This window comes from Poseidonibacter lekithochrous (assembly GCF_018861145.1).
Lineage (GTDB): Bacteria > Campylobacterota > Campylobacteria > Campylobacterales > Arcobacteraceae > Poseidonibacter > Poseidonibacter lekithochrous_A.
The window spans coordinates 25641-40561 of record NZ_JAHKQT010000004.1 but is presented as its reverse complement, the minus strand read 5'-3'; the positions used below and the strand labels follow the sequence as shown (position 1 = coordinate 40561).

The following is a 14921-nucleotide window of genomic DNA, read 5'->3' as shown; positions in this document are numbered from 1 at the left end:
GGAATAAAAATACAAAAATTATATTGCCGTAATTTTATTACGGATAATTTAGCTTATATACGATAAAATATTTCTAATAAACTAATAAACTAAAAAGAGTAAAAGATGTTAAAAAGAATAGAAATAACAAACTTCAAAAATTTTAATGAAAAATTCATATTTGATTTAAGTGATACAAATAATTTTGAATTTAATAAAGAGTGTATTCAAAATGGAATAATAAATACAGGTCTTATTTATGGTCATAATGGATGTGGTAAATCGAATTTGGGACTTGCTATATTTGATTTAGTATCACATTTAACAGATAAAAATTTTGCTCATAAAAAATATAATAATTATCTAAATGCAAATAATTCAGATACACAAGCTACTTTTAAATTTACTTTTAAATTTGATGAAGATATTGTAGAATACCAATATACAAAAAAAGACTATGAAACTTTAGTAAATGAACAAGTTACTATTAATGGTAATATATATATAAATATAAATAAAGATAAAAGTTCCATTTTTACTACATCTGCAAAAGGTGCAGAAAGTCTTAACAAAGATATACAAGATTCTAATATTTCTATTATTTCATATATATCTAAAAATACTATTTTGGAAAAAAATATTGAAAATAACGTATTTAAAGATTTTATTGAATTTGTAAATAATATGTTACTTTATAAAGATATTGATGATAACTTTTATATAGGATTTAAACAAGGGGAAGCACGTCACTCTAATTATGCTAATTATATAGTTAATCAAAATTACTTAAAAGATTTTGAATCTTTTTTAAATAAAGCTGAAATTAAATGTAAATTAATATCAAGAAAAGTTGATGAAAATCATCAGCTCTTTTTTAAATTTGAGAATAAAGAGATTGAATTCTTTTCGATTGCATCATCAGGCACAAGAGCTTTGGCTATGTTCTATGTGTGGCAAAAAGTCATGGAAAATAACAATTGTCAATTTGTATTTATTGATGAGTTTGATGCGTATTATCATCATAATTTATCAGAAATTATTGTTGAAAAACTAAAAGCGATGACCGATACGCAAGTTATTTTAACTACACATAATACTTCAAATATTTCAAATGATATTTTAAGACCTGATTGCTATTTTATTATGGATGATAAAAAAATAACATCATTAAAAGATAGAACAAATAAAGAGTTACGAGAAGCTCATAATATAGAAAAAATGTATAGAGCTGGTTCTTTTGAATAAAAATTATATATTAGTAGTTTTTGAGGGATTAAAAACCGAAGAAAAAATTTTTAATAATTTAAAGCAATACTTTTTAAATGAAAACTCAAATACTATAGTTTACGGTTTTCATTGTGGTGAAATTTATAGTTTATACAATAAATTGGAAAATGATAAAGATTTAGAACTTTTTACTTTGTTAAAGGAAAATTTAAAAGACACTAATAAAAAACTAGAAAATATAAAGAGAAATCAAGTTTCTGAATTGTACTTATTTTTTGATTATGATGGGCATGCTATAAGTGCCGATGATAGAAAACTTGAATATATGCTTAACTTATTTAACGATGAAACTAGTGATTATGGCAAGTTATATATTAGTTATCCTATGGTGGAAGCTATTAAACACTTAAAAAATGATATTGATTTTAAAAATACTGTTGTGGAATCAAATAAAAACTATAAAATAATTGTATCTCAAAATTGTAATAATAATTTGCAGCATTTAGATAAGCTTTGCTTTACTGATTGGAATTTTATTATTAATGAAAACTCTAAAAAAGCTAATTTTATTGTAAATAATACTTTTATTTTCCCAACTAATATAATTGAGCAATTAGAGATATTTAATAATCAAAAAACAAAATACATAAATGTAGAAAATAGAGTTTCTGTTTTAAGTGCTTTCCCTATATTTTTATTGGATTATTATGGTGTAAATAAGTTTAAAAAATAAAAATAGGTCATCCTTTAAATTTTTAACTTTTTTAAAAATTAAACCCCTTAATGACTTAGATAAAATACTTAATTATTCAAATAATTGAGAATGTGTTCCAATTCGAACTAGTTTTAAATAGTTATTTTCAATTATATAAATAATCAACATATCTCCACTAATATGAAATTCTCTAAAACTTTTATAGTCACCTTTTAAAGCATGGTCAAGAAAAAAAGGGGTCAGGTCATGAATTGCCACTTTTCTAAAAATCTTGGGACAGGGTACTAAATTATTCAAAAAAGTATTATCTTTCAAAATGTAATACATTAAATAAAAGCTAAAAAAATTATATATAATAGTTTATTATTATTATTTATAAAGGCTAATATATGAATTCAAAATATAACAATTGGAATGAAATTAAAAAATCAGTCGAAAATGAAAACTTATTTGTAGGCTTTAAAGATAGAGATATTTTTTATATGAAGATGGGCAAGAATATAGGATATGAACAAGATGGTAAAGGTGATAATTTTGTTCGTCCTATTGTACTAGTTAAAGGTTTTAATAAAGATATATTTTTTGGTATTCCTCTATCTACTAAAATAAAAGAGGGAAGATATTATTATAAGTTTGAATTTCAAAAGAAAAATGAGTTGATAACAAATATTGCATTATTATCTCAAATGAGATTGTTTAGTACAAAAAGACTTTTGAATAAAATAGGAATGATGTCAAAAGAAGATTTTGAAAAAATGAAAAATAAATTTAAAAGTTTGATTGATTAAACCCCATCATGAAAGATGGGTCGTCCCGAAGGAATTTAGAATGCTATTATAACAAATAAATTAATATTAGTCAATTATATAGATAATCAACATATCTCCACTAATATGAAATTCTCTAAAACTTTTATAGTCACCTTTTAAAGCATGGTCAAGTGCTTCTTCTGGTAAGGCTTGTTCTTTTATCAATAATGAAAGGTATTGAATATATTTACTATAGTGTTGGTCTGTAAGCTTTGCTTTTTTGTAATCTTTTAGAAAAGTCTTAGTACGAAAAAGTCTTAACATTTATTTTGTTAATTCTTCTAGTGTAGTTTCTTCACCTATAAGATTTTTTGCTTCATCCATGGCTTGTATAGTTTTATCATTTGGAATTTTTAGTTCAAAAGGAATTCCATTTTCGTATTTTACTCTTTTAAGAAACATATTTATCGCTTGTGATGTGTTAATTCCAAGTTCATCAAAGATATGTTCTACATCTTTTTTAAGATTATTATCAACTCTTGCTCTAACTGTTGCATCTAATGACATTTGATACTCCTTATTCTTTAAGTAATAATTGCAGCATTATTGTGCTACAAATGTCAATTCAAAATAAAAGGGATATTACGTTCAAATATAAAGTACTTTAATTCCTTAATGTAGCTATTAATCTATTTAAATCTTTCAGAAAAGAGAATACATCAAAAATTGATTTTACTAAAATATCAGAATTCAACAAAGTCTCAGTACATAAACCCTCATCTTGCAAGATAGCAATACCCAAAATAGACTCTTTTAGCATCAATTTATCATTTCGTCCATTTCCTACACTTAAAGTTGTAGAAGAGCCTAAATTTTTAATAAATTCTAACTTATTAATATCTTGAGATGACTTTGCTATTTTTATAATCTCACACTTTGTATTTTCAAGTTCTTTTTCTACACTTCCATAAGTATCAGCTGTGATTACATAAAACTTAAAAGAGTTTGAAAGTTCATTTATACTTTTTTTAATACCTTCAATTAGTTTACCGTCAATTGCAATCGTACCATTATAATCAAATACGATGTTTTGAATTTCTAGTTCTTCTCTTCCTGGAATATTTACTTTCACTTTTTTGTCCTTTTTACTAACTAATCATAATAAGAATAATAGCGAAAAAATAAATAAGAGACACGGAATTTTTAAGTCTAAAAGAGTTAAAATGACAAATAAGGAATTTAAATGTACAAAATTCGTCAAGCTTTAAAAGAAGATATCAGTCGTATGGCTGAAATAGAAGGAATTTGTTTTTCTGAGTCTGAAGCTGCGTCATTAGAATCATTTCAAAATCGATTTTCAGTTTTTCCTGAATGTTTTTTTGTATTAGAAAGTGATGGTATTATTGTTGGTCATATTAATGGTTGTATCAACAATACTCCAGAACTTCCTGATGCTCTTTATTCAAATAGTAAACTTCATTGTCCTCAAGGTGAATACCAAACAGTATTTGGATTAGCAGTTGATCCTAAATATCAAAATCAAGGTTATGCATCGGCACTTACAAAACATTTTATTAAGTTTAGTAAAAATCGTAGACATAAAGGAATGGTACTTACTTGTAAAGATCATCTTGTAAAGTTTTATCAAGGTTTTGGCTTTATTCATCAAGGTGTATCAGATTCAAGCCATGGTGGTTCACAATGGAATGATATGTTGCTAAGATACTAAATGATAAAGGCTAAAAATATTGACTAAATTTTTTATATTGCTAATACTAACTTTTAATTTTTGTTTTGCAAATAATGAAAACCCTTTATATATTTCTTCTAAAACACTTCCTTCTTTTGATCAAGAAGATTTTTCAAAATATATAAATGAAAATAAAAGATGGCTAGAAAACAATCGTGTATTTTTGACAAAAAGTCCGCAGTTAGAACTTTTTTTAAATTCACCATTTGAGAAGAAACCTATTAACCAAAAAGCATCAAAAGGAATTTTACTAGTTCATGGACTTGGTGATTCGCCTGGTTATTTTCAGGATTTAGCACAAGAACTAGTTTCTCAAGGTTTTTTAGTAAGAACTGTTTTACTAACAGGTCATGGTAGCAAACCTGCTGATTTAATAAACGTAGAGTTTGATCAATGGGAAAGTCTAGTAAAACATCATATAAAACTATTAGAGAAAGAAGTAGATGAGTTATGGCTTGGAGGATTTTCAACAGGAGCTAATCTTGTAACTTCATATGCTTTACAAAATGAAGAGGATATTTCAGGTTTATTGCTTTTTTCACCTGGATTTTCATCAAATCAAAGTACATTATTACCTTTTTCTGGAATTGGTTCTTTTTTCAAAACATGGTTATTTCAAAATGACTATAGTCAAAATATCTTGAGATATGAATCTTTATCTATGAATGCTTCAAATTTGTACTATAAATCTTTACAAAAAGTTGAAGAGGCTTTTGATTCTAAGAGTTTTTCAAAACCAGTATTTATAACTATTAGCCAAGATGACAGTGTTATAAATTCAGAAGATATAGTATCAATTTTTACAAATAAGTTTAAAAATCCAAAAAGTCAACTTATTTGGTATGGAAAAGATAAGAGTTTTAGTGATAATAGAATTACTTATTTACCTTCTTATATTCCTTCTGAAAATATTGCTAACTTTTCTCATTTAAGTGTGTTATTTAAAAAAGACAACTTCTTTTATGGAAAAAACAGTCAATTTAAAATGTATAGAAATGGACAAGATAAGATTTATAATAGCCAAGAAGATCAACTTTGGTATTCAGCTTGGGGATTACAAGAAGAGGGCAAATATTTTGCTAGACTTACTTGGAATCCATACTTTAAAAAGACTATAAGACATATGATAGAAGTAATAAACTCTAATAAATAATAAAATAAATATTATTTCTTACTTATACTATATTTCCCTGCGCCTAAGAAGAATATAGAAAGTAAACTCATGATATAAAACATATGAAGTTCAATAGCCCAAGAACCATTTTTTGTAAGTGTAAATATCTTATCAGCATATGGTACAGCCAAAATAAAAATCATCATACCTATCATAATAATTGCAGCTAATTTTACTCTATATCCAAGTATTAACATCAATGGAGCAACAATTTCACCAATATAAACACCATAAGCTATAAACTCTGGTATACCATTGTTCCCAAGCATAACCATCATTCCATCAACACCATGTGAAACTTTTGAAATACCATGAAAAAGCATTAGAAAGCCAACCATTAATCTTAATATTAACTTCGCTAAATCATCATTTGTATAATTACATAAACTACTAGTATTCATTTTTTGCCTTATTAAAATATTAGAAATTTTAACAAAGCAATATTAATAAAATATTAACAGTACTATAAGTCATAAGTTTTTTTAAAAAGCTCACCCTTAAATTCAATATTATCTTTCAAATTCAATTGAAACATAATATTAGGGTTAGTGTTTATATCTTTTTTCTTTATATAATACTGACAATCTACATTTGTCATACTAACTAAATATCTGCTACCAATATTAAAATCAGATAATCTTGAACTTGTAGTTAATAAATATTTGTTATTCATTTTTTTTATTTTGTAATCTTTTGTTATTTCATCCAGTTGTTCTTTAAAATCTATTATGTCTTTACCTGGAATTTGTGTATTTCCAGTTTTTTTTCTTCTAAATACTAGGCTAATATCAAAGTAGTTTTCTAGTTCATTTATTGGTATAAAAAGTAAATCTTTTAAAGCTAAGTTATTAAACTTTTGTGAAGATATAATCCACTCAACATTTTTATCTTCATATATTGTTTTTACCCAATTAAATAGTATATTATTAGGAATCTCAACATGAATATTTGCAGTATTTGAGCCTGCAAATGATGAATAGTTTGAATTTAAATATTTTATTATTTCTTCTGTATATTTATTTGATTCATTTTTACTTTTATCGCAAAATATAAACTTGCCATTTTCTGGTAATAGTACTATTTGTCCAGCTTGCGTTGGCCCAAATTTAGCTTCTATAGTTGTAATAAGTCGAATTGATTCTCTTACTGTTATATAAGATGTTGTTGCATCTAATCCACCGTCCATTGAAAAGTTAGCATTAAAATAATTGTTTAAAAAATCTGTTGCTTCATCTTGGAATATTTCCCACTTTTGTAATGCCATAATCTTGCCTTTTAAATAAACTGAAGTATTATATCTAATAAATTAAATGATAAGTTATTCACTTGTAAAACTAGCAAAAGCACCTTCAACACTTGGAATACTTTTATAACTAGTTTTTGATAATTTCACTCTTTTCGTTTTAAGATCACATACTGCAATTTTAAAACTAGAACCCATATATGGTTCCACAACACAGATGATTTTATCTTCAATCTGTCGTGTAGTATAAATAGTACCTTTTAAAGTTGAGAAGAAATATTTGGGATAAGTTAATGGTGTTATTTCAACAATATCAATTGTCTCTGGATTTGCAAGAGTTTCCACTATATCTTTTGCTTCATCATAACTTTCAAATTGAATACACCAGTCATCAAAAAATTTATTAAAATGTTCTAAATCTTCATCTAGAAATCCACCAGCTAAAGATTGTAAAGTATAAATAGACACAAATGACACCTTGAAATATATATTGTTTTAATGGTTGATTTTATCATACTAAAGCTATTTGAAGTCTTATGTGACATTTATCACATACAAACTTTTTAATATTATGTATAATTACTGCATCTTATCAAATTTAAAGGAAAATTATGAAAAAAATAATATTAAGTTTAGCGCTATTTATTGGGACTATGTTTGCAGCTCCTACAATGGCTCCCAATTTTCAAGTAACAACAATTACAGGTGAAAAAGTTAGTTTAGATGGTTTTCTAGAAACTAAAAAGCCAACATTGGTATATTTTACAGCATCATGGTGCCCGACTTGTGCAAAAAACTGGCCATCAATTAATAGTGTTTATAAAACATATAAAGATAGAGTAAATTTTGTATCAATTAGTATTGATCCAACTGATACAAATGAAGTACTTACAAAATTAGCAAAAAAACATGGTTTAATTTATCCTTCAGTTGCGGGGAATCCAAAGCTTATGGTTGATTTTGGAGTAACAGGACAAGCTACAACAATTATGGTTAACTCAAAAGGTGAAATTACATTTAAGGAAAGAGGGCATCTTACATTAGAAGATTATACTAAGCTGTTAGATGATTCACTAAGAAATGAATAGTTTTATATACTTTTCATTTCTTCAAGGGGTATTTGCATTCTTTGCCCCTTGTGCCGTTGCACTTCTTCCTGCTTATATCGTATCTTTTATCTCTAGAAATAATGTATCAAATCAAAGTAAAATTCATCTTTTATTAAGAGGTTTAAAATTAGCATTTTTTTCTATCTTAGGTATTTTAGTTATATATGCAATTGCAAGTGGTTTTATTGTCTTAGCAGCAGAACTAATAAAAAGTTACATGAAATATGTAGCAGTTTCACTAGGGGCTATACTTATTATAGTTGCTATATTAATGTTATTTGGAAAAGATTTTAGTGTAAATATTCACATGAATCAAAAAAAGCATGAAAATGAAGTTAAAGAAGCTTTCTTCTTTGGAATTGCATATGCTATTGGTGCTTTAGGATGTTTATTCCCACTTTTTTTAGTGGTAGCAACACAAGCTTTTAGTGAACCTAATACGGCTTTAGGTGTGAGTTATATTGTGGCTTATTTTGTTGGTATTAGTTTATTAATGCTAATCACAATTATGAGTTCAATTTTTGCAAAAGATTTTATAAGTAGAAAAATTAATTCTATTTTACCTCATATGCAAAAAATAAGTGCTGTTTTCCTTATCGTAGCAGGGGCTTATATCATTTATTACCAATCATCATTATTTTAAAAAGGAGTAATTATGAATGAATCAAAACAAAGAACAATAGAATTAGCTTATTTGATATTAAGACTTACTATGGGTGTAAATATGCTTACTCATGGTATTGCCCGAATGTTAAATTTAGAAGGTTTTAATTCATGGATGATAGGGCAATTTTCAAATACTATTTTGCCAGAATTTATGGTTAGTTTTTCATCTTATATGATTCCATTTACTGAACTAATCCTTGGTATTTTACTGATTTTAGGATTATTTACAAGTAGAGCTTTCTTAGTAGGAGGACTATTAATAGTACTTTTAGTATTTGGTTCAGGATTACAAGAAAACTGGAATGTAATGTCTTCTCAAATGATATATGCAGTATTCTTTTTTATTCTTTCTTATTTTATTGAATTGAATAAATTTTCAATAGATAGATTAAGAAAAAGATAGAACTTTATAAAAGTTCTATCTTTTTTCGTGAGAGTTTTAGGATATTGTTTTTTTCAAAACTTTTTAATAATCTACTAACTACTTCCCTTGATGTTCCAATTATTTCACCTAATTGTTCATGAGAAATATGAATTTCTTTTTGTTCTTGAGATTTTAGCCAATGAAGTAATCTTTTATCTAAACTTAAAAATCTTACTTCTTCAATTATTGTAGCCATTGATTCTAAACGGTTTACATATTGATCAAATACATATCTTTGGAAGTCTTTATCTTCAATAAAAAGTTTTGCAACTAATTCTACAGGTACATCATAACCTTCTAGTTCTGTCTCTGCAATCGCAGTACCAACAGCAGGAGCTGAATTATAAGAACTTGTAAAGTTAACGTTGCACTGTTCTCCTTGAGAAAAATAGTAGAGTAATACACTTTGTCCATTTTCATTTTGGCGAACTACTCTTACTCTTCCTTTTGTAAGAAAGAGTATTCCATTACAGATATCACCTTGGGCATAAAGTTGTATACCTTGAGAAATTTTTTTAAATTCACAATTGTCAAGAAGCTGCTGTTTACTTGAGGGCATTAGTGTATTAAAGAAATCAAAAGATTTCATAAATCATCCTTTTTTTATAAAATTAATATAGCATAGGATGAATATAGTAGATTAATGTTTAGTGAATATAAACTACCAACGACTTTTATTACGACGATTTGGAATTAATAAAGGAATAATTAGTCCTAAGATAAGACCAGCACCTGCAACCATTCCACCATAACTAAACCAACGCATCAATAAATCAGTTCTCTTAGTATCAAGCTTTTCATTTAAACTATCATTTAGTGCTTGAACTTCTTCTAATTGTTGAGTTAACTTTAAATTTGTATTTTCTAAGTTCGTAACTTGGCTAGCTTTTGAGCCTAAGTTCCCTTTATATTCGTCTAGTTGTGTTTTTAATTTTATAAGTTCATTTTCAAGTTTTGGTAAACGTTCTTTTAATCCTGGTTGATTAGATACATATTTTGAATTTATCCAACCACTGCGACCTTTTGAGTCTTTTACTAGTGTAAAATTTGAATCTTTTCGGATTATTTTAATATGCTCACCTGTATTAACACTACCAATAATTTTATATTTAGTGCCAGGACCTGAGTGTATGAAAGTATGTAAATCATCTGAAACATAATTAGTTGCTCCATTAGCTAATGAAGATACGAAGATTATAAATAATAATAGAAATTTTGTTTTAAACATAAGTTACTATATCCTTTTTAATAATTTAAAATATTATAGTATAGATTTACTAAAAGTAAAATAGGGTATTTAAAGTGGTACCCACGACCGGACTCGAACCGGTAAGCCGTGAAGCGGTTGATTTTGAATCAACTGAGTTTACCAATTTCTCCACGCGGGCAATTACTGGTGATATATTACTATATCTATATAAATAGTTACTTTAAAACAAAGATATATTTTTATAGATTAACTCACAATTAGCAAGATGATAGTACAATACAAAAAATTAACTATGAAGATAAAGAATATGGCATATAAAAAACACAAAAAAGGGTTACACGAACGTAATCCACATAATAAAAGATATGATTTTCCTGAGCTAATCAAAAGTTTACCAAAGTTAGGTGATTTTGTAGCTAAAAATAAATATGATGAACTCTCAATTGACTTTTCAAACTCAGAGGCTGTATTAACTCTAAATAAGGCCTTATTATCACATTTTTATGGTATTAAAAAGTGGTCAATTCCTGATGGTTATCTTTGTCCTCCAATTCCTGGCCGTGCTGATTATCTTCATTATATTGCTGATTTATTAGCTGAATTTAATGATGATAAAATTCCAATAGGTTCAAAAGTAAAAGGACTAGATATTGGTATTGGTGCAAACTGTATTTATCCTATTGTTGGAAATAGTGTTTATAACTGGTCTTTTGTAGGAAGTGATATAGAAAAAGAGTCTATTGAATCATCACAAAAAATTATAGAAGCAAATCCTTCTTTAAAAGGTAATGTTGAATGTAGATTGCAACTAAATTATGACAGTATTTTTACAGGAATTATTAAAGATGAGGATAGATTTGATTTTACTTTGTGTAATCCTCCTTTTCATAAGTCACAAAAAGAAGCTGAAGCTGGAAGTAAAAGAAAAGTTCAAAATCTTACAAAAACTGTAATTGAAAAAGCTTCTTTAAATTTTGGTGGAAAAAACAATGAATTATGGTGTAAAGGTGGAGAAGTTGCTTTTGTAAAAGCTATGATAAAACAAAGCAAGAAGTATGCAAAGAATTGTTTTTGGTTTACAACAATAGTTTCAAGAAAAGATAACTTAGATTTTATTTATGATGCTTTAGATGCAATTAAACCAGTTTCATATGACACAATACAGATGCAACATGGTCAAAAGATTAGTCGAATTATAATTTGGACTTTTCTTACAAAAGAAGAGCAAAATGAATGGTTTAAAAACAAATAAGTCTATAAACTCTTTAAATCTATTTATTATCTTATTTTTATGTATAGGAGTTTTAAATCTTAGCGCAGAAGATAGTAAGTATAAAATTTATGAAGATATTAAAAAAATACCAGCTAAAAAGGCGGCCTTAGTTTTGGGAACTGCAAAATATGTTTCAAAGGGAAAACAAAACTATTTTTATACTTATCGTATACAAGCAGCGGTGAAACTTTGGAAAGCTAAAAAAATTGATGCTATTGTTGTTTCTGGAGATAAGAGCGATCATTATGATGAAGTTACTAATATGTATAGAGATTTAATTAAAGCTGGGGTTCCATCACAATATATCACAAAGGATTATTTTGGGTATAGAACTTTTGATTCAATTGTTCGAGCTAAAGAAGTATTTGATTTAGATGATTATATTATTGTATCTCAGAAGTTTCATTTAAATCGTGCTCTTTATTTAGCCCAAGAAAAAGGTCAAAAAGCTATAGGTTTTGCTGCAAAAGTAATTGAAGGATCTAAGGCTTTTAAAAAGATGGAAGAAAGAGAAGAACTGGCTCAAATAAAAGCTTTTTTAGATATAAATATTTTGATGACTAAACCAAAAGTATTAGGAGTGAAGATAAAGGTAAATTATCGTAATTAGTTATTGAAGATTATAGTAAACTCACAACCTTTGTATTTTTTATTTTCATATTGAAAATTTGTATTTTCAACAAATATCTCACCTTTCATACCTTCAACAATAAAATTGTATGTAATATTTAATCCTAATCCTGTTCCTAGACTTTTGTTTTTACTTGTAGTATAAGGCTCAAAAACTCTTGATATTAGCTCTTCTTTTATTCCTCCAGCATTATCTTTTAAGTTTATAATAGTTCTTTTATTGTCTTTTTTTGTAGTAATAAAGAAATATTTTTCTTTTTCTACACTTTGTTCAAATGCTTCAACTGAATTATTTAATATATTTATAAAAGCTTGAATCATATCATTTTGATAATTTACTAAAATAATACTATCATCTAAATCTAATAGAACTTTAATATTATTTTTAACAATTGAACTATCAATAACACTTAAAAAACTTTTTATTGTACTAGATAAATTAAAATCACTTAGCTCTCTATCTGCTTTAATAAATTGTCTAAAGTTATCAATTGTTTCTGATAGATACTGAGTGTTTTTATTTATAATTTCCATATGTTTATCAAACTGTTCATCCGATAAAACTCCTAATTCTCTTTCAAGTTTAGAAGCTGTTGCAATTGAAGAAATAATAGACAATGGCTGTCTCCATTGATGTGCAATATTTCCTATCATTTCACCCATTGAAGCTATTTTTGATTGTTGAAAAATCAGGTCTTGCTGTTGTTTCTGTTCTGTAATATCTGTTACATAACCTATAAAATGAGTAACTTTATTGTCTGAATCTTTTTGTAAAACTGAATAGTCTAAAATCCATCTTTCTTCACCATTTTTATGTATAAGTCTATATGGTTCATGTTTAAAATAATTTAAATCATTTTCAAGTGCATTAGTAACTTCTTTTTTTACAGTTTCTATATCCTCTAGATGGATACAATTCCCATATTTTATTTTGTTAGTCATGAAATCTTCTTTACTATAACCTAGTAATCTTACAATATTACTAGAGATATATTCAATTTCCCAATCAGCATTATTTTTCCATTTGAAAAGTACGGAATCACCTTTATCAAATAAAGATAATAAAGTAGCTTGAGATTCTGTTAAAGATGAAGATAGTTTATTTAATCTTTCTAATTCTTCTACTTCTTTTTTTCTTTTTGTTATATCATGACCAATTCCTAAAACACCTATAATATTTCCATTATTATCTCTCATTGCAGTTTTTGTAGTTTCTAATAATATTTTCTTTTTATTAGAAACATAAGATATTAATTCTTCGTTTATTATAGGATCAAATGAATTCATTGCTAGCTGGTCGTTTATTTTGAATAACTCTGCAGTTTTCTTATCAATCAAATCATAATCAGTTTTACCTATAATCTCTTCTGTTTTTACTCCAAAGAACTTCTCTGATTCGTGATTACATGTTATATATACACCATTTTTATCTTTTAACCAAATCATATCTGGGATTGTTTCTAGAATATTTTTATTTAATAATTTACTATTTTTTAGTTTTATTTCATAAGATTTTCGTAAAGAAATATCATTTATTGTAAAAAGGATACCTTCTTCTAATTCAAAAGGAAGTGTTTTATCTAAAGTTTTTCCTGAAACTTCACACCAGATTATTGTTCCATCCTTTCTCTTAAATTGGTATTCTATATTAATGACTTTTTTTTCTTTAAATATCTCAATAAATTTTTTTCTAAAGTCATTATAGTTTTCTTTTGATAAATGTAATTCCCTAGTATTCTTTCCTATTATTTCATTTACTGAGTCATATCCAAATATATTTATAAAACGTTCATTTACTTTTATAATCTTTTTATTTTTGTTTATGTGGATTAATCCACTTTGAGTATTATTAAATAATTGAGTAAGTTGATGTTCATTTTGAATAATCTTTTTATATGTAGTATCTTTTTCAATGGCAATTGAAGCCATATTTGAATAAGCAAAAATTAATTTTAATTCAAAATCAGAAGGTGATTTATGAATACTATTATACATAGCAAAAGTACCAAGTATTTCATTATTAGAAGAGAATATAGGTTGTGACCAAGAAGCATGTAAGTTTGCTTTTCGTGTTAATTCTAAATAAGGTTGCCAATTTTCATGTGTGTCAATATTTTCAATAATAACCCGTTCTTTTTTAAAGGCAGCACTTCCACAAGAACCTACTTTTTCGCCAATTTTTATTCCATCAATTGCATCATTATAAAAAGCAGGTAGACTTGGAGCAACTCCTTTTATTAAATGTTGTTTAGTTTTATCTAGTAGTAGAATAGAGCATTTTGTATCTTTTGTTCTACTTTCTGCAAAAGTAACTATTTTATTTAATATTTTATATAAGTTCTTTTCAATTGCAATATTTTCTAAAAGTAGTTTATTATCTTGATATATTAATTCATACTCTTTTTTTATAGTAATGTCTTTTGCTGTACAAAATAAACCAGCTTCCTTACCCTCTAAATCATAAAGAATTTGTTTTGTAGATTCAAAATAAGAGATAGTATTATCTTCTCTTATAACTGTATCTTCAAAGTTTTCTTTGTTTATTTTATTTTTTAATATTTCATTATCAGTTTTTGTAAAATAAAGAGCCATCTTTTTACTAAATAAATCATAATCAGTTTTAAAAATAATATCTTCTCTTTTTTTATTCATAAACTTTAGAAATGCGTTATTTACATGAGTATATTGTCCTTTAATATTTTTTACAAAAACTAAATCAGACATAAGTTCAATAAAGTTGTGTAGTTCATTTAAATCATGTTTAGTTTTCAT

At 26.2% G+C, this 14921-nt stretch carries 20 protein-coding genes and 1 tRNA gene; 10 read left to right on the top strand and 11 right to left on the bottom strand.

The features are described from left to right. Positions 1 to 105 precede the first annotated feature (105 nt). Together KO488_RS02100 and KO488_RS02095 are read left to right on the top strand one after the other, a co-directional pair. The gene (locus tag KO488_RS02100) at positions 106 to 1224 is read left to right on the top strand and encodes an AAA family ATPase (RefSeq protein ID WP_216057136.1); all 1119 of its coding nucleotides are present in this window, start codon (positions 106 to 108) and stop codon (positions 1222 to 1224) included. Further along, entirely contained in the window at positions 1217 to 1939 is a 723-nt protein-coding gene (locus KO488_RS02095; protein ID WP_216057135.1) for a hypothetical protein, read from the top strand. Before KO488_RS02100 ends, KO488_RS02095 begins: the two co-directional genes overlap by 8 nt. 72 nt (positions 1940 to 2011) lie before the next feature. On the opposite strand, the gene KO488_RS02090 is transcribed toward KO488_RS02095, so the two are convergent. Then, complete coding sequence (locus KO488_RS02090) at positions 2012 to 2218, bottom strand: type II toxin-antitoxin system YafQ family toxin (protein ID WP_228318967.1); 207 nt, start codon at positions 2216 to 2218, stop codon at positions 2012 to 2014. 92 nt (positions 2219 to 2310) lie between these two features. Here KO488_RS02090 and KO488_RS02085 point away from each other — a divergent pair, with 92 nt between their 5' ends. Then, positions 2311 to 2709, top strand: coding sequence for a type II toxin-antitoxin system PemK/MazF family toxin (locus KO488_RS02085; protein ID WP_216057133.1), 399 nt, complete (start codon positions 2311 to 2313; stop codon positions 2707 to 2709). Between the two features lie 66 nt (positions 2710 to 2775). Here KO488_RS02085 and KO488_RS02080 read toward each other — a convergent pair whose 3' ends face one another. From KO488_RS02080 to KO488_RS02070, 3 genes are all read right to left on the bottom strand, one after another. After that, on the bottom strand, positions 2776 to 2994 hold the full coding sequence (locus KO488_RS02080) for a type II toxin-antitoxin system YafQ family toxin (RefSeq protein ID WP_216057132.1): 219 nt from the start codon (positions 2992 to 2994) through the stop codon (positions 2776 to 2778). Continuing rightward, on the bottom strand, positions 2995 to 3237 hold the full coding sequence (locus KO488_RS02075; protein WP_216057131.1) for a type II toxin-antitoxin system RelB/DinJ family antitoxin: 243 nt from the start codon (positions 3235 to 3237) through the stop codon (positions 2995 to 2997). Between the two features lie 97 nt (positions 3238 to 3334). Then, positions 3335 to 3802 (bottom strand): HAD family hydrolase, encoded by a 468-nt coding sequence (locus tag KO488_RS02070; RefSeq protein ID WP_216057130.1) that lies wholly within the window; start codon positions 3800 to 3802, stop codon positions 3335 to 3337. A gap of 111 nt (positions 3803 to 3913) precedes the next feature. On the opposite strand from KO488_RS02070, the gene KO488_RS02065 reads away from it, so the two are divergent. Both KO488_RS02065 and KO488_RS02060 read left to right on the top strand, forming a co-directional pair. Then, positions 3914 to 4399 (top strand): GNAT family N-acetyltransferase, encoded by a 486-nt coding sequence (locus tag KO488_RS02065; RefSeq protein WP_216057129.1) that lies wholly within the window; start codon positions 3914 to 3916, stop codon positions 4397 to 4399. 19 nt (positions 4400 to 4418) lie between these two features. Beyond that, positions 4419 to 5573: an alpha/beta hydrolase gene (locus KO488_RS02060; RefSeq protein WP_216057128.1), complete on the top strand. Its 1155-nt coding sequence runs from the start codon at positions 4419 to 4421 to the stop codon at positions 5571 to 5573. A gap of 11 nt (positions 5574 to 5584) precedes the next feature. On the opposite strand, the gene KO488_RS02055 is transcribed toward KO488_RS02060, so the two are convergent. From KO488_RS02055 to KO488_RS02045, 3 genes are all read right to left on the bottom strand, one after another. Next, on the bottom strand, positions 5585 to 5995 hold the full coding sequence (locus KO488_RS02055) for a DoxX family protein (RefSeq protein WP_216057127.1): 411 nt from the start codon (positions 5993 to 5995) through the stop codon (positions 5585 to 5587). Positions 5996 to 6057: 62 nt separating this feature from the next. Next, positions 6058 to 6858 carry a hypothetical protein gene (locus KO488_RS02050; RefSeq protein WP_216057126.1) on the bottom strand — a complete coding sequence of 267 codons (801 nt, stop codon included), beginning with the start codon at positions 6856 to 6858 and terminating at the stop codon, positions 6058 to 6060. A 54-nt stretch (positions 6859 to 6912) separates the two neighbouring features. Next, the gene (locus tag KO488_RS02045) at positions 6913 to 7305 is read right to left on the bottom strand and encodes a hypothetical protein (RefSeq protein WP_216057125.1); all 393 of its coding nucleotides are present in this window, start codon (positions 7303 to 7305) and stop codon (positions 6913 to 6915) included. 143 nt (positions 7306 to 7448) lie between these two features. Between KO488_RS02045 and KO488_RS02040 the strand changes: the two genes are divergently transcribed. The 3 genes from KO488_RS02040 to KO488_RS02030 are packed head-to-tail and all read left to right on the top strand — an operon-like array spanning position 7449 to position 9015. Next, positions 7449 to 7925: a TlpA family protein disulfide reductase gene (locus tag KO488_RS02040; RefSeq protein WP_216057124.1), complete on the top strand. Its 477-nt coding sequence runs from the start codon at positions 7449 to 7451 to the stop codon at positions 7923 to 7925. Beyond that, positions 7918 to 8589, top strand: a complete 672-nt coding sequence (locus tag KO488_RS02035; protein ID WP_216057123.1) for a cytochrome c biogenesis CcdA family protein — start codon at positions 7918 to 7920, stop codon at positions 8587 to 8589. The genes KO488_RS02040 and KO488_RS02035 overlap by 8 nt, the downstream gene beginning before the upstream one ends. 12 nt (positions 8590 to 8601) lie before the next feature. Continuing rightward, on the top strand, positions 8602 to 9015 hold the full coding sequence (locus KO488_RS02030; protein WP_216057122.1) for a DoxX family membrane protein: 414 nt from the start codon (positions 8602 to 8604) through the stop codon (positions 9013 to 9015). A gap of 4 nt (positions 9016 to 9019) precedes the next feature. Here KO488_RS02030 and KO488_RS02025 read toward each other — a convergent pair whose 3' ends face one another. The 3 genes from KO488_RS02025 to KO488_RS02015 form a co-directional block, all read right to left on the bottom strand. Next, a complete protein-coding gene (locus tag KO488_RS02025; RefSeq protein ID WP_216057121.1) occupies positions 9020 to 9625 on the bottom strand; it encodes a Crp/Fnr family transcriptional regulator in 606 nt (201 codons plus the stop codon). 72 nt (positions 9626 to 9697) lie between these two features. Continuing rightward, a complete protein-coding gene (locus KO488_RS02020) occupies positions 9698 to 10264 on the bottom strand; it encodes a TIGR04211 family SH3 domain-containing protein (protein ID WP_216057120.1) in 567 nt (188 codons plus the stop codon). A gap of 75 nt (positions 10265 to 10339) precedes the next feature. Continuing rightward, positions 10340 to 10424 (bottom strand) — tRNA-Leu (locus KO488_RS02015). A 129-nt stretch (positions 10425 to 10553) separates the two neighbouring features. Between KO488_RS02015 and rlmF the strand changes: the two genes are divergently transcribed. Both rlmF and KO488_RS02005 read left to right on the top strand, forming a co-directional pair. Further along, complete coding sequence (gene rlmF / locus KO488_RS02010) at positions 10554 to 11498, top strand: 23S rRNA (adenine(1618)-N(6))-methyltransferase RlmF (protein WP_216057119.1); 945 nt, start codon at positions 10554 to 10556, stop codon at positions 11496 to 11498. Then, the gene (locus KO488_RS02005; protein WP_216057118.1) at positions 11476 to 12129 is read left to right on the top strand and encodes a SanA/YdcF family protein; all 654 of its coding nucleotides are present in this window, start codon (positions 11476 to 11478) and stop codon (positions 12127 to 12129) included. Before rlmF ends, KO488_RS02005 begins: the two co-directional genes overlap by 23 nt. Here the strand turns inward: KO488_RS02005 and KO488_RS02000 are convergent. Beyond that, entirely contained in the window at positions 12126 to 14921 is a 2796-nt protein-coding gene (locus KO488_RS02000; RefSeq protein WP_216057117.1) for a PAS domain S-box protein, read from the bottom strand. The two genes, KO488_RS02005 and KO488_RS02000, sit on opposite strands and share 4 nt — an antisense overlap.

What these genes read in the sequence shown, in the direction of transcription:
- KO488_RS02100 (WP_216057136.1), top strand. Translation starts at nt 106, where the DNA reads ATGTTAAAAAGAATAGAAATAACAAACTTCAAAAATTTTAATGAAAAA.
- KO488_RS02085 (WP_216057133.1), top strand. Translation starts at nt 2,311, where the DNA reads ATGAATTCAAAATATAACAATTGGAATGAAATTAAAAAATCAGTCGAA.
- KO488_RS02080 (WP_216057132.1), bottom strand. Translation starts at nt 2,994, where the DNA reads ATGTTAAGACTTTTTCGTACTAAGACTTTTCTAAAAGATTACAAAAAA.
- KO488_RS02075 (WP_216057131.1), bottom strand. Translation starts at nt 3,237, where the DNA reads ATGTCATTAGATGCAACAGTTAGAGCAAGAGTTGATAATAATCTTAAA.
- KO488_RS02065 (WP_216057129.1), top strand. Translation starts at nt 3,914, where the DNA reads ATGTACAAAATTCGTCAAGCTTTAAAAGAAGATATCAGTCGTATGGCT.
- KO488_RS02055 (WP_216057127.1), bottom strand. Translation starts at nt 5,995, where the DNA reads ATGAATACTAGTAGTTTATGTAATTATACAAATGATGATTTAGCGAAG.
- KO488_RS02050 (WP_216057126.1), bottom strand. Translation starts at nt 6,858, where the DNA reads ATGGCATTACAAAAGTGGGAAATATTCCAAGATGAAGCAACAGATTTT.
- KO488_RS02040 (WP_216057124.1), top strand. Translation starts at nt 7,449, where the DNA reads ATGAAAAAAATAATATTAAGTTTAGCGCTATTTATTGGGACTATGTTT.
- KO488_RS02035 (WP_216057123.1), top strand. Translation starts at nt 7,918, where the DNA reads ATGAATAGTTTTATATACTTTTCATTTCTTCAAGGGGTATTTGCATTC.
- KO488_RS02030 (WP_216057122.1), top strand. Translation starts at nt 8,602, where the DNA reads ATGAATGAATCAAAACAAAGAACAATAGAATTAGCTTATTTGATATTA.
- KO488_RS02025 (WP_216057121.1), bottom strand. Translation starts at nt 9,625, where the DNA reads ATGAAATCTTTTGATTTCTTTAATACACTAATGCCCTCAAGTAAACAG.
- KO488_RS02020 (WP_216057120.1), bottom strand. Translation starts at nt 10,264, where the DNA reads ATGTTTAAAACAAAATTTCTATTATTATTTATAATCTTCGTATCTTCA.
- rlmF (WP_216057119.1), top strand. Translation starts at nt 10,554, where the DNA reads ATGGCATATAAAAAACACAAAAAAGGGTTACACGAACGTAATCCACAT.
- KO488_RS02005 (WP_216057118.1), top strand. Translation starts at nt 11,476, where the DNA reads ATGAATGGTTTAAAAACAAATAAGTCTATAAACTCTTTAAATCTATTT.
- KO488_RS02000 (WP_216057117.1), bottom strand. Translation starts at nt 14,921, where the DNA reads ATGAAAACTAAACATGATTTAAATGAACTACACAACTTTATTGAACTT.